This window comes from Paludibacterium yongneupense DSM 18731, from assembly GCF_000422925.1.
Lineage (GTDB): Bacteria > Pseudomonadota > Gammaproteobacteria > Burkholderiales > Chromobacteriaceae > Paludibacterium > Paludibacterium yongneupense.
In genome coordinates this window covers 40,488-54,011 of sequence record NZ_AUGZ01000023.1, presented here as the reverse complement: position 1 = coordinate 54,011, position 13,524 = coordinate 40,488, and the positions used below count along the sequence as shown (strand labels likewise).

Below are 13,524 nucleotides of genomic sequence, written 5' to 3'. Positions count from 1 at the left end.
CACATCTAGCGTCGTTCGAGCACGGTCAGATTGAACTCGCACGCGCTCTGCAGCGCGGGCAGATGATCTTCGCGGATACGCTTAACCCAGCATTTTTCATAAACGCGACCACCGTCGCTCTGCCAGCGAAAGCCTTTCTCCTTGGCCTTCTCCCGCTCTTCGTAGCTGACATTGGCCTGCACCACCAGCCATTTGCGCTGACTGTTGGCAATCACATGTTCGATGTCGTAGCGCGCCAGAATGGTGAACATGGTCAGCACATCGGTCACCGCCCGGTGCTGGAACGGATTCACCATGCCGTGAAACCCGGCCAGATAGATCAGGCTGCGACTCACGCAGCTGCGCGGATAATCGATGTCGAACTGGGTGTCCAGCCACGGCGTGGCCGGCATCTTGAGCCCGAAATGGCTGAACAGGGCCTCGAGCAGCGGGCGGTCGAACTCGCGCCCGTTGTGAGCGACGATATAGTCCGCTTCCTTCATCAGCGTGGCGATCGGCTGCAAGGTGCGGATATCGGCGGGACGGCCGTGGCGGTTCAGCAACTCGTCGCTGATGCCGGTGTACTCGGCCGCTTCGGGGGCGACCGCATGCTCGGACTTGATCAGCAGCGAAACAATATCGACCGGCTGTGCAAAATCGGTATCCCACAGCACCAGCCCGACTTCGGTGATGAAATTCTTTTCCAGCGGGACATTGAAAGCCCCCCCGGTTTCCAGATCGATTCCAAGAAGCAGCATGGTGATCCACTTGAGTGAGGGTCGCGATGGCAAAATGATAACTCACCCGGTCCTGTGGCGGGCATCGATACGGGCCGGGCACGATACTTGCGCACACTTTGCTGCCACCGGCCATTGCCGTGACGCACTGCCGATGACGGCAGCGCCCATTCTTGTCGCTGACGACCCGTACCGAGGAGCGAGCATGGAACACCCATTGAATACCCGGATGTTGATAGGTGACGACTTCGTCGTCGGACAGGGCGACAAGGAACGCATCCTCGACCCGGCCACTGGCGGGCTGATCGTCGAAATCGCCTCGGCCTCGCCCGCCCAGGTAGAGGAAGCCGTCGCGGCGGCGCAGGCGGCTTTCCCGGCCTGGGGCAGAACCCCCCCGCGCGAACGGGCCGGCATGCTGCTGCAACTGGCCGATGCGATCGATGCACACGCGCCCGAATTTGCGCAGCTGGAATCGCTCAACTGCGGCAAACCCCATCATCTGGTACTGAACGACGAACTGCCGGCGGTGGCCGATGTTTTCCGCTTTTTTGCCGGCGCGGTGCGCGCTCAGACCGGGGCCCTGGCCGGCGAGTACCTGGCCGGACATACCAGCATGGTCAGGCGCGACCCGCTCGGTGTCGTCGCCTCCATCGCGCCGTGGAACTATCCGCTGTTGATGGCAGCCTGGAAAATGGCGCCGGCGCTGGCGGCAGGCAATACCGTGGTATTGAAGCCTTCCGAACTGACACCGCTGTCGGCGCTTAAGCTCGCGGAGCTCGCGGCGGCCCTCTTTCCGCCCGGGGTGTTCAATCTGGTGCTAGGCAACGGTGCCAGCGTGGGGGCAACGCTGATTTCCCGACCGCAGGTGCGCATGATCTCCATCACCGGCGATATCGCCACCGGGCAGCGGGTGCTGGAAGCCGCCACCCCCACCCTCAAACGCACGCACCTTGAGCTCGGCGGCAAGGCGCCGGTCATCATTTTCGACGATGCCGATCTGGAGGCGGCGGTGGAAGCCATCCGTGCCTTCGGCTATTACAACGCAGGTCAGGATTGCACTGCCGCCTGCCGCCTGTATGTGCAAAAAGGCGTATACGCGCGCTTTGTCGCCGATCTCGGACATGCGGTTTCCTCGATCCGCTATGGCCGGCAGGATAGGGAAGGCGTGGAAATGGGGCCGCTGATTTCAGGGCGCCAGCGCGATCGGGTAGCCGGCTTCGTCGAGCGTGCCGCGCAACAAGCCCATATCGACGTTGTCGCCGGCGGAGCCGTCGTGGAAGGCCCGGGCTTCTTCTATCTGCCGACGGTACTCGCCGGCGCGCGGCAGGACGACGAAATCGTACGGCGCGAGGTGTTCGGACCGGTGGTGTCGGTAACGCCGTTCGACGACGAGATGCAGGCCGTCGCCTGGGCCAACGATTCCGATTACGCCCTGGCCAGTTCGGTGTGGACCTCCGATGCCGGCCGCGCCATGCGGGTCTCGGCACAGTTGCAGTATGGCTGCACCTGGGTGAATACCCACTTCATGCTGCTCAGCGAGATGCCGCATGGCGGCATGAAGCACTCCGGTTATGGCAAGGATTTGTCGATCTCGGCGCTGGAAGACTACAGCTGCATCCGCCATATCATGCTGAAGCACTGAGCGGCGCTCCCGGTGCGCCGCACCGGGACTCTGCCCGATATCCGCCGCAAGGCGCCGCTATCCCTTATAATTGCGGCCTTGCCCCAACTTCTCCGCATTGCGACCATGCCCGACCTCTCCTCTCCACGCCTTGCCATCGTCGGCGGCGGCCCGGCCGGCCTGATGGCCGCCGAAGTGCTGCTCGCGCAGGGCGCCGCGGTCGACCTGTACGACGCCATGCCCTCGCCAGGGCGCAAATTCCTGCTGGCGGGCGTCGGCGGCATGAACATCACCCATTCGGAACCCTACGCCGCCTTCGTCGCGCGCTATGGCGCCAGCATGGCCCATATACGTCCCTGGCTCGAGCGCTTCGGTCCGCAGGCAGTGCGCGACTGGGTGCATGGGCTCGGTATCGACACCTTTGTCGGCAGTTCGGGGCGCGTCTTCCCGGTCGAGATGAAAGCCGCGCCCTTGCTGCGCGCCTGGCTGCAGCGCCTGCGCGAGGCCGGACTCGTGCTGCATGTCCGCCACCGTTTTCAAGGCTGGACCCCGCAGGGCGCGCTGCGTTTCGCGACCCCTGACGGCGAGACCGTCCATTCGGCCGACGCGTGCTTGCTCGCCCTGGGCGGCGGCAGCTGGGCCAAGCTCGGCAGCGATGGGGCCTGGGTCGGACTGCTGCGCGGACACGGCATCGACGTCGCCGCGCTGCGACCGGCCAACTGCGGGTTCGATATCGGCTGGAGCGAAGTCCTGCGCTCGCGTTTTGCAGGCGCGCCGCTCAAGTCGGTGGCCGCCAGCCCGGATGGCGAAAACTGGCGCCGCGGCGAGTGCGTGATCACCGCCGGCGGGATAGAAGGCAGCCTGGTCTACGCGCTGTCCGCGGCCTTGCGCGACCGCATCGAGGCCGAAGGTTCGGCGACGCTCTATCTCGATCTCGCTCCCGACCGCGACCTCGCGCGGCTGAGAGGCGAGCTGGGTCGACCGCGGGCTTCGGCCTCGATCGCGAATCATCTGCGCCGTCAGACCGGTATCGAAGGCGTCAAGGCATCGCTATTGCGCGAGTGCCTGTCGCGGGACGATTTTCAGGATATGGGCCGGCTGGCGGAGTCGATCAAGTGCCTGCCCTTGCGCCTGACCGCGCCGCGGCCGCTGGACGAAGCCATCAGCAGCGCCGGCGGGGTGCGCTTCGCGGCTCTGGACCCCGGCTTGATGCTTCTCGCGCGGCCGGGCGTGTTTTGTGCGGGCGAAATGCTGGATTGGGAGGCGCCGACCGGCGGCTATCTGCTGACGGCCTGCCTCGCCAGCGGACGCCACGCGGCCGAGGGAATGCTCGACTGGCTGGGAAGGCGATCGACGCCCGGCTGAATCGACAATGTCATCATGCTTGCAACATGGAATCTGATAGAATCCGTTAATCAGCTTTTTTGCGGAGCTTAAAGACGCCATGGCAACCATCCTGGTCACCGGAGCCGCCGGTTATATCGGAACGCATACCTGCATCGAGCTGTTTGCCGCCGGGCATCAGGTGGTCGCGCTCGACAACTTCAGCAACAGCAAGCCCGAAGCCATGCGCCGGGTCGCCCGCATCGCCGGCCGCGAACCGCTGTTCCATCGTGGCGACATCCGGGATCGCGTGGCGCTGGACACCCTGTTCGCCACGCATGCCATCGACGCCGTCATTCATTTCGCCGGTCTGAAATCGGTCGGCGAGTCGCTGAGCGAACCGTTGCGTTATTACGACAATAACATCAGCGGCAGCCTGACGCTGCTCGAGTGCATGGGCCGTGCCGGCGTCCGGCGTCTGGTATTCAGTTCCTCGGCCAATGTCTATGGCGATCCGCACACCGTCCCCGTCACCGAGTCGTTTCCGCTCGGGCCGACCAATCCCTATGGCCGCAGCAAATACATGATGGAGCTGATGCTGCGCGACCTGGCCGCAGCCGAGCCGGCATGGCGCATCGGGCTGCTCCGCTATTTCAATCCCGTCGGCGCGCATGAAAGCGGGCTGATCGGCGAAGACCCTCACGGAACGCCGAACAACCTGCTGCCGTATATCAGCAAGGTGGCGATCGGAAAACTGGAACAGTTGAACATTTTCGGCGGCGACTACCCGACCGCGGATGGAACCGGGGTGCGCGATTACATCCATGTGGTCGATCTGGCCGCCGCCCACGTCAAGACGCTGCAAGCGCTCGAACGCGAGGCCGGCGTGCAGACGCTCAATGTGGGAACCGGCACCGGCTACTCGGTGCTGGAAATGGTCGCCGCGTTCTCCCGCATCAGCGGGTGCGCGATCCCGTTCCGGATCGTCGGACGCCGCGCCGGCGACATCGCCTGCAGCTATGCCGACCCTTCGCTCGCGCACGCGGTGCTCGGCTGGCGCGCGCAACACGATCTGGATGCGATGTGCCGCGACAGCTGGCGCTGGCAGCAGGGCAACCCGGACGGCTATCCCGACGACTAGCCGGCGATACGCGGCGTCGCGACCCTGACATCGCCGCACTGGGCGCGATGGCGCAGTGCATGGTCTATCAGCACCAGGGCCAGCATCGCCTCGGCGATCGGCGCCGCGCGGATGCCGACGCAGGGGTCGTGCCGGCCATGGGTCTCCATCGTCACCTCCCGGCCTTCCAGGTCGATGGAACGGCGGGGCGTGGCGATGCTCGATGTCGGCTTTATCGCGATACTGACTTCGATGTCCTGCCCGGTCGATATGCCGCCGAGCACGCCGCCTGCATGATTGCTGGCGAAGCCCTGCGGCGTCAATTCGTCGCCATGCTCGCTGCCGCGCTGCGCCACAGCAGCAAAGCCGGCACCGATTTCGACCCCCTTGACGGCATTGATCCCCATCATGGCATGCGCAATGTCCGCATCGAGACGATCGAACACCGGCTCGCCCCACCCGACCGGAACCTTGCTCGCCACCACGCGCAGACGCGCCCCCACCGAATCGAGATCCTTGCGCACGCTGTCCATATAGGCTTCGAGTTCCGGCACGATCGCGGCATCGGCGGCAAAAAAAGGATTGCCAGCCACATCGTCCCAGCTGCGGAACGGGATGGCGATCGTCCCGATCTGGGTCAGGTGGGCACGGATCTCGACGCCGAAATGTTCACGCAACCACTTCTTGGCGATCGCGCCGGCCGCGACCCGCACCGCCGTCTCGCGCGCCGAAGAGCGCCCGCCGCCGCGCGGATCGCGCACGCCGTATTTGTGCCAGTAGCAGTAGTCGGCATGACCGGGGCGGAATGTCGACGCGATGGAGCCATAGTCGCGCGAGCGCTGATCGGTGTTGCGGATCAGCAAGGCAATCGGGGTACCTGTGGTTTTGCCCTCGTACACGCCGGACAGGATTTCGACGAGATCCGCTTCGCGCCGCTGGGTCACATGACGGCTGGTGCCTGGCTTGCGCCGGTCGAGATCGTGCTGAATATCCTCTGCGCTCAGCGCCATCCCCGGAGGGCAGCCGTCGACCACGCAACCGATGGCCGGCCCATGGCTCTCGCCGAACGAGCTCACACAAAATAGCAAGCCGAAACTATTGCCTGACATTGTCCTGCCCCTTTATCTGTTTAGCGCGATTCTACCAGCACAGTGCCGCATTGCGGCGCAGAAACCAGCCGGTAATCGAGTGCCGTGGCCGCGTGGCGGGAAGAACCTGGTGCCAGAAGCGATCGGAGAGAAACAGCACCAGCGTCCCCGCCTCCGGCTCGACCGATACGCTGCCGCCGTCGAGCTCGACCTGCAACTGTCCTCCGGCATCGGCCGGCCAGCCGGGATTCAGATAGAGCACGGCGGTCAGCGTGCGCGCGTCGTCGTCGCGAAAGCGGTCGAGATGGCGCCGATAGAACGCACCGGGCGGATAGATCGCGAAATGCGCTTCGAAGCCGTTCAGCCCCAGGTACAGGCTGCGGTTCACCTCGGCGCGCAACGCTTCCATACGCTCGAAATACGCGGCTTGTCCGGGCAGATGACTCGCGCCGTCCAGCCAGGACACCAGGTCGGAGCGCACGACACTATCGTGCCGCCGCCCGCCGGCGCGGCCGATGGCGGCCGGGTGAAAGCCCCCGGCCGCGACGAGCGCCTCGCACTCGGCATCGAGCATCCGGCAGACGGCGGCATCGAGAAAACCCGGCAACACCTGGAAACCGTTTTCGGCGAACGGCTCCAGCATCGTACCGAACGCATCCGCCGTCATCGCACTCCCTCGCGCGCTCACTCCAGGTTTTTGGAAACGATTTCGTACACGTCGCGCGACAACTCGGCCGCAGCCAGACGCTCCAGTTCGGCCTTCATCAGCGCCTGCCGCCCCGGCTCCAGCTTCTTCCAGCGATTGAATGCCTGCACCACCCGGCTCGCAACCTGCGGATTGATCGCATCCAGCGCCAGCACCTGATCGGCGAGGAAGTGATAACCGCTGCCATCCGCGGCATGGAAATGCGGCATATTGCGTGCGAAGGCGCCGAGCAGCGCACGCGCCTTATTCGGGTTCTTCAGCGAAAACGCCGGATGCGACAGCGCCGACTTGACGTGCTCAAGCGTGCACGGAATCTGGCTGGATGCCAGCAGAGAGAAATACTTGTCCATCACCAGCGCATCCCCCGCCCAGCGCTCGGAGAACGCATCGAGGCAGTCGCTGCGTTCTTCGCCGTCGCGATCGCGCAAGGCCAGCAGGGCGCCGAGCTGATCGGTCATATTGTCGGCCTTCATGCACTGCTCGCGCGCCGTTTCCAGCGGCCAGGCATCGGCAAGGCGGCACAGCATCGCCAGCGCGTGGTTCTTCAATGCACGGCGGCCGGCATCCTGCGGGCGATACTCGCGCGTCAGGTTGAGATCGTACGCTTCGCGCCACTCGGCACGCAGTTGCAGCGCCAGTTGCGCGAGGACGAACTCGCGCACGCGGTGGATCAGCGCGGGATCGGCCACGGTAACCATCTCGAGAATCTCGGCCTCGCCCGGCAGCGCCAGCATCAGGGACTTGAATGCGGGGTCGGCGGCATGGTCTTTCAGAATCGCATGCAAAGCCGCGACGAAGCCTTGCGGCAGCGCCAGTTCGCGCCCTTGCTCCGCATCGCCGATCAGTCGCAGGAACAGACGGCGGGCAAACGTCTGCCCCGCCTCCCACCGCGCGAAGCTGTCGCTATCGTGCGCCATCAGGAAAGTCAGCGCTTCGTCGCTCCAGTCGAAGAAAAGCTCGACCGGGGCGGAAAAACCGCGCAATAGCGATGGCACCGGCTCCGATTCAATATCGACAAAGGTAAAGGTCTGCTCGGCCGCCTTGACGTCCAGCACGCGCGTGCCCGCGCCGGCCTCGAGCTCGCCGGCCAGCGTCAACGGCACGTCGCGACCGTCGCGGCCGACCAGACCCAGCGCCAGCGGAATATGGAACGGCAGCTTGACGTCCTGGCCCGGCGTCGCCGGGCAGGACTGGCGCACGGTCAAGCGGTATTCGCGCGCTTCGGCATCGTAGTCGCCGACGACGTCGAGACGCGGGGTGCCCGCCTGGCTATACCATAGCGCAAACTGATCGAGATCGACGCCGCTGGCATCGGCCATCGCGGCGCGGAAGTCGTCGCACGTCACCGCGTGGCCGTCGTGGCGGCGGAAATACAGATCCAGCCCTTTGCGGAAACCGTCGCGGCCGAGCAGCGTCTGGTACATGCGCACCACTTCGGCCCCTTTTTCGTACACCGTCATGGTGTAGAAATTGTTCATCTCTATATAGCTGTCAGGCCGGATAGGGTGTGCGGTCGGGCCCGCATCCTCCGGAAACTGCATCGCACGCAGCCCCTTCACATCCTCGATGCGCTTGACCGCCGCGCTGGTCATGTCCGAGCTGAATTCCTGATCCCGGAAAACGGTCAATCCTTCCTTCAGCGACAGCTGGAACCAGTCGCGGCACGTGACGCGGTTGCCGGTCCAGTTGTGGAAGTACTCATGCCCGATCACCCGCTCGACACCTTCGAAGTCGGTGTCGGTGGCGGTATCCTGCCGCGCCAGCACATATTTGGTATTGAAGACGTTGAGCCCCTTGTTCTCCATCGCCCCCATATTGAAGTCGCCGACGGCGACGATCATATAGATATCGAGATCGTACTCCAGGCCGAAGCGGTGCTCGTCCCACGCCATCGCGCGCTTGAGCGACTCCATCGCATGGCGCGCCTTGTCCAGATCGGCGGGTTCGGTCCATATTTCCAGGGCCACGTCACGCCCGCGCATGGTGACGAAACGATCCTTCAGCGCCGACAGGCGGCCGGCCACCATGGCGAACAGATAGGATGGCTTGCGATAGGGGTCGACCCACTTTACCCAGTGCCGCTTCTTGTCGCTCAGGCCTTCTCCCACCTTATTGCCGTTACTGAGCAGAATCGGGTATTTCTGGCGATCGGCAATGATGGTGGTGGTAAAGCGGGCCATCACGTCAGGCCGGTCGAGGTAATAGGTGATCTTGCGGAACCCCTCCGGCTCGCATTGGGTGAACAGATTGCCGTTCGACGCATACAAGCCCATCAGGCTGGTATTGGCCGCCGGTGCCAGTTCGGTTTCCACCTCCAGGATGAAACTGTCGGGAACCTCGTTCACGACCAGCGTCTCGTCCTCCAGCCGGTAGCGCCCGGCGGCGAGCCGTTCGCCGTCCAGCGTCAGCGACGTCAGTCGTGCGCTGCCGGACAGCACGAGTTCCCGGCTTGCCGCCGCCTTGTCGTTGCGGTTGACCACCAGGCGCGACTGCACGCGAGTGATGTCGTCCTGGATATCGAATTTAAGATCCACCCGGTCGATCAGGAATGCCGGTGCGGAATAGTCCTTCAGATACTTGATTTGCGGTTGCTGGGCCATGGATTTACTCATAGTGGTAAACGCCGGCGCCGCGCGCTCGTGACGCACGGCGGGGCGGGGTTCGCTGTTTCATTGTTTGAGCCAGCCGGCGCCGCCCTGGGCCAGGCTCAGGCGACATGTATCCTGCGGCGCCGCGACCGGCACCACATTGAAAGTCATCAGTTCGTCGCGCCGGAAAGCATGCACCTTGAGCTTGCTGCCGATCACCAGACGAGCCGCCAGCGAGTCGGCGTCGGCGACACGCAACCCCCCGGCGGCAATCGCCACATCGCCGCCCGACAAGCCGGCGGCCTGGGCCGGCAAGCCATCCAGGACATGGGTCAGCCGCAGCCCCAGTGCGTCGGCCGCCGTCTTGACTCCCAGGGTCGGCCGCGCAGGGCGCGTGAGGTCGGCGGCACCGACGCTCCCGTTGTCCGTGGCAGTCGCCGCGGAGTCGAAAGCCAGCGTGACGCCTTGCGTCGCCAGCAACTCGGCCAGCGGCAGGTCCTGGGTCGTGCGCAAGGCGCGATCGAAAAAGGGCTTCAAATCGAGCCCGGTGGCTTCTTCCGCCAGCCGTTCCCATTCGTCTTCGGCCAGCCCCTGCCCGTCGCGTCGCCATTTGGCCCACACGAGGCGCATGACATCGTCCAGCGAGCGCGAGCCGGCCGTCTCGCGCCGGATAAGCAAATCCAGCGCCAGGCTGGCCAGCGCCCCCTTGGTATAGTAGCTGACGAGGCTGTTGGGACTGTTTTCATCCTGGCGATAATACTTGATCCAGGCGTCGAAACTGGCCTCTTCCAGCGTCTGCACGCGCCGGCCTGCCGTGCGTTCGACGCCGGTGATGGTCTGTGCGAGCAAGCCGAGATAGCGATCGGCGTCGATGACGCCGCTGCGCACGAGGGCCAGATCGTCGTAATACGACGTCACGCCCTCGAATGCCCACAGCAGGCGGGTATACCCCTCGCGCGCGAGGTCGTAGGGAGCAAACGCAGCCGGCTTCATGCGCTTGACGTTCCAGCTATGGAAATATTCGTGGCTGATCAGCCCGAGCAGGCGCAGATAGCCGTCGCCGATCTCCTTGACACCGGCTTGCGGCAGATCGTTGCGATTGGCCACCAGGGCCGTCGAGGCCCGGTGTTCGAGCCCGCCGTAGATATCCTTGCCCACGAACAGCATGAAGACATAGCGATCGAAAGGCGCGGGTTCGCCGAACAGGCGGATCTGCCACTCGCAGATTTTCTTGACGTCGCGCGTGAGCCTTTTCAGATCGGCGCTGAACTCGCCGGAGACCACGAATTCGTGCGCCACACCGCAGGCGCGGAACGTGACGCGGGTGAAGGCACCCAACTCGACCGGGTGATCGATCAGTTCGTCGTAGTTCTGCGCGCGATAGCGTCCGAACCCGGTTTTTTTCCCGACCTCGCGCGCCTTGAGGCTGGTCGCGACCTGCCACTCGCCCCGCCCGGCGGGGGCGACAATCTCGACCTCGCACGGCGAGGCTTCATAACCTTGCACCTGCACAAACACGCTTGAGCCGTTGAAAAAGCCGCGTCGGGTATCGAGATAGGCGCCGCGCACCGACAGGTCGAAAGCATAGACCTGATAGTGCAGGCTGAGTTCGCCCTTGACCGGGTCGGCCTGCCAGCTGTGTTTGTCGAGCTTGCTCACCCCCACCGGGCGACCGTCCGACGTCGCTTCCAGCCGCACGATATGGCGCGCGAACTCACGAATCATATAGCTGCCGGGAATCCAGGCCGGCAGCGAGAAAACCTGCCCCTTCTTCGCAGGACGGGGAACCGTCACCGTCACGTCGAACAGATGGGCTTCAAGAGAAATGGGCTGGATTCGGTACTGTACAGACGCGGTCATGACGGAGAAACCTGTCGGGCAGAAAAAAAGGATTTTACCACTGTCGCGAGTGGCGGGCGCCGCCCCCCCGAGATTTGACACACATCAAGGGAAGGACAAAACATGACAATATAATGTTTCGTGACGGAGCGTGCGTAGACAGCACATTCCGCATCAGTTCTTTGCAAATATGTGGTGAAGACCAGAACGGCTTGTATTCTTTGGGTGGCATGAATTATTGACTTAGAATACATAGCTGAAATACGGGAACAATACCCTCGCAGGAGAGGTAGGTAAGCGGCTTCAGACCGACTATCCCGGAAATAATAAAACAGGCTTGGGTATGCTCAAGCTAGGGATTCATGCGGCACCCCTGCTGTTTCATGACGTTGGGGCGCAGGGGCAGATTTCAAGCCGCCACGGTTTGTAATGTTCTGAGTTCGCAACCTTGGAGAAACAATACATGGAAACGCAATCCACTTATAACTATAAGGTGGTGCGCCAGTTTGCCGTAATGACCGTCGTTTGGGGCATTGTCGGCATGCTGGTGGGCGTCATCATTGCGGCCCAGCTGGTGTGGCCCGAGCTCAATTTCGGGCCCTGGTTCCACTTTGGCCGTCTACGCCCGCTGCATACGAACGCCGTGATTTTCGCGTTCGGGGGTTGTGGTCTGTTCGCCACGTCCTACTATGTGGTTCAGCGCACCTGTAACGTCCGTCTGATTTCGGACCGGCTCGCCGCCTTTACGTTCTGGGCCTGGCAGTTGGTCGTCGTCTCGGTCGCGATAACCTATCCTCTCGGCTACACCTTCGGCAAGGAATACGCCGAAATGGAATGGCCGATCAAAATTCTCATCACCATCATCTGGCTGGTCTACGCCTATGTGTTCTTCGGAACGCTGGCCATCCGCAAGGTGAAGCACATTTACGTCGCCAACTGGTTCTATGCCGCCTTCATTCTGGCGGTAGCGCTGTTGCACGTCGTAAACAGCGCCTTCATCCCGGTGACCTTCCTCAAGTCCTACTCGGTCTACCCCGGCGCCATCGATGCAATGGTGCAATGGTGGTACGGCCACAATGCCGTGGGCTTTTTCCTCACCGCCGCCTTCCTCGGCATGATGTACTACTTCGTTCCGAAGCAGGCCGGGCGTCCGATCTACTCCTACCGCTTGTCGGTCGTGCACTTCTGGGCGCTGATCTTCACCTATATGTGGGCGGGTCCGCACCATCTGCACTACACCGCCCTGCCCGACTGGACCCAGTCGCTCGGCATGGTGTTCTCGCTGATCCTGCTGGCGCCTAGCTGGGGCGGCATGATCAACGGCATCATGACCTTGTCCGGCGCCTGGCATAAGCTGCGCACCGATCCCATCCTCAAGTTCCTGGTCGTGTCGCTGTCGTTCTACGGCATGTCGACCTTCGAAGGACCGATGATGTCGATCAAGACCGTCAATGCACTGTCGCATTACACCGACTGGGGCATCGGCCATGTGCACTCGGGGGCGCTCGGCTGGGTCGGCTTCATTACCATCGGTTCCATCTACTATCTGATTCCGCGCCTGTGGGGCCGCGAACAGATGTTCAGCATGAAACTGGTCGAAGTCCATTTCTGGATCGCCACCGTCGGCGTGGTGCTCTACATTTCCGCGATGTGGATTTCGGGCGTGACGCAAGGCCTGATGTGGCGTGCGGTCAATCCGGACGGCACCCTGACCTACGCCTTCGTCGAAGCGGTGAAAGCGACCTATCCCTACCACACGGTCCGGGCGCTGGGCGGCCTGCTCTATTTGTCCGGCATGCTGCTGATGGCTTACAACGTGTTCCGCACCATCCGTGCGGGTCAGGCTGTCGACGCTAAAATCCCGTCCGTTGGCGTGCAACACCACGCCTGAGGCAAAGGTAGACACAAATGGAAAAGATCCAGAGACTCGTAGAAGAACATGTCGGCTTTCTCATCGTGTTCACCCTGATCGTGATCAGCTTTGCCGGGCTGGTGGAAATCGTACCGCTGATGTTCCAGAAATCGACCACCGAGCCGATTGCCGGACTGAAGCCCTACACCGCCCTGCAACTGACAGGTCGCGACATCTACATCCGAGAAGGCTGCTATCTCTGCCACTCGCAGATGATCCGTCCGTTCCGCGCCGAAACCGAGCGCTACGGACACTACTCGGTCGCGGGCGAATCCGTCTACGACCACCCGTTCCAATGGGGTTCCAAGCGTAACGGGCCGGACCTGGCCCGTGTCGGCGGGCGCTATTCGGATGAATGGCACCGCGTCCACCTGAACAACCCGCGCGATGTGGTTCCGGAGTCGAACATGCCGGCCTTCCCGTGGCTGTCCAGGAATCTGGCCGACGCCGAGGACGCGCCGCTGAAGATGAAGGCGCTGCGCAGGGTGGGCGTCCCGTACACCGATGCCGAAATCGCAGGCGCAAAGGCGGAAGTCGAAGGCAAGTCCGAACAGGATGCGCTGATCGCCTACTTGCAAGGTCTGGGTCTGGCACTGAAGAACGTGCACTGA

The 13,524-nt window shown here is 63.2% G+C and carries 10 protein-coding genes; 5 read left to right on the top strand and 5 right to left on the bottom strand.

Annotated elements, in window-relative coordinates; translation table 11 throughout:
- Nucleotides 1-5: 5 nt before the first annotated feature.
- Entirely contained in the window at nt 6-737 is a 732-nt protein-coding gene (locus tag G520_RS0109695; protein WP_028535486.1) for a 3'-5' exonuclease, read from the bottom strand.
- A 184-nt stretch (nt 738-921) separates the two neighbouring features.
- Between G520_RS0109695 and G520_RS0109690 the strand changes: the two genes are divergently transcribed.
- The 3 genes from G520_RS0109690 (at nt 922) to galE (ending at nt 4,801) form a co-directional block, all read left to right on the top strand.
- The gene (locus G520_RS0109690) at nt 922-2,358 is read left to right on the top strand and encodes a gamma-aminobutyraldehyde dehydrogenase (RefSeq protein WP_036665932.1); all 1,437 of its coding nucleotides are present in this window, start codon (nt 922-924) and stop codon (nt 2,356-2,358) included.
- Between the two features lie 78 nt (nt 2,359-2,436).
- Entirely contained in the window at nt 2,437-3,702 is a 1,266-nt protein-coding gene (locus G520_RS0109685) for a TIGR03862 family flavoprotein (RefSeq protein ID WP_246542679.1), read from the top strand.
- 79 nt (nt 3,703-3,781) lie between these two features.
- Nucleotides 3,782-4,801: a UDP-glucose 4-epimerase GalE gene (gene galE / locus G520_RS0109680; protein ID WP_028535483.1), complete on the top strand. Its 1,020-nt coding sequence runs from the start codon at nt 3,782-3,784 to the stop codon at nt 4,799-4,801.
- Here galE and aroC read toward each other — a convergent pair.
- The 4 genes from aroC to G520_RS0109660 form a co-directional block, all read right to left on the bottom strand.
- Complete coding sequence (gene aroC, locus G520_RS0109675) at nt 4,798-5,889, bottom strand: chorismate synthase (RefSeq protein ID WP_028535482.1); 1,092 nt, start codon at nt 5,887-5,889, stop codon at nt 4,798-4,800. The two genes, galE and aroC, sit on opposite strands and share 4 nt — an antisense overlap.
- A gap of 31 nt (nt 5,890-5,920) precedes the next feature.
- Entirely contained in the window at nt 5,921-6,535 is a 615-nt protein-coding gene (locus tag G520_RS0109670; RefSeq protein ID WP_028535481.1) for a 2OG-Fe(II) oxygenase, read from the bottom strand.
- 17 nt (nt 6,536-6,552) lie between these two features.
- A complete protein-coding gene (gene pepN / locus G520_RS0109665) occupies nt 6,553-9,174 on the bottom strand; it encodes an aminopeptidase N (protein ID WP_028535480.1) in 2,622 nt (873 codons plus the stop codon).
- A gap of 69 nt (nt 9,175-9,243) precedes the next feature.
- Entirely contained in the window at nt 9,244-11,022 is a 1,779-nt protein-coding gene (locus G520_RS0109660) for a M61 family metallopeptidase (protein ID WP_028535479.1), read from the bottom strand.
- Between the two features lie 442 nt (nt 11,023-11,464).
- On the opposite strand from G520_RS0109660, the gene ccoN reads away from it, so the two are divergent.
- Nucleotides 11,465-12,892, top strand: a complete 1,428-nt coding sequence (gene ccoN, locus G520_RS0109655; protein ID WP_028535478.1) for a cytochrome-c oxidase, cbb3-type subunit I — start codon at nt 11,465-11,467, stop codon at nt 12,890-12,892.
- Nucleotides 12,893-12,909: 17 nt separating this feature from the next.
- Nucleotides 12,910-13,524 carry a cytochrome-c oxidase, cbb3-type subunit II gene (gene ccoO, locus G520_RS0109650; protein WP_028535477.1) on the top strand — a complete coding sequence of 205 codons (615 nt, stop codon included), beginning with the start codon at nt 12,910-12,912 and terminating at the stop codon, nt 13,522-13,524.

Bases quoted from the DNA above. Each gene is read 5' to 3' on its own strand.
- ccoO (WP_028535477.1), top strand. From the start codon at position 12,910: ATGGAAAAGATCCAGAGACTCGTAGAAGAACATGTCGGCTTTCTCATC.
- G520_RS0109660 (WP_028535479.1), bottom strand. From the start codon at position 11,022: ATGACCGCGTCTGTACAGTACCGAATCCAGCCCATTTCTCTTGAAGCC.
- ccoN (WP_028535478.1), top strand. From the start codon at position 11,465: ATGGAAACGCAATCCACTTATAACTATAAGGTGGTGCGCCAGTTTGCC.
- galE (WP_028535483.1), top strand. From the start codon at position 3,782: ATGGCAACCATCCTGGTCACCGGAGCCGCCGGTTATATCGGAACGCAT.
- pepN (WP_028535480.1), bottom strand. From the start codon at position 9,174: ATGGCCCAGCAACCGCAAATCAAGTATCTGAAGGACTATTCCGCACCG.
- G520_RS0109690 (WP_036665932.1), top strand. From the start codon at position 922: ATGGAACACCCATTGAATACCCGGATGTTGATAGGTGACGACTTCGTC.
- aroC (WP_028535482.1), bottom strand. From the start codon at position 5,889: ATGTCAGGCAATAGTTTCGGCTTGCTATTTTGTGTGAGCTCGTTCGGC.
- G520_RS0109695 (WP_028535486.1), bottom strand. From the start codon at position 737: ATGCTGCTTCTTGGAATCGATCTGGAAACCGGGGGGGCTTTCAATGTC.
- G520_RS0109670 (WP_028535481.1), bottom strand. From the start codon at position 6,535: ATGACGGCGGATGCGTTCGGTACGATGCTGGAGCCGTTCGCCGAAAAC.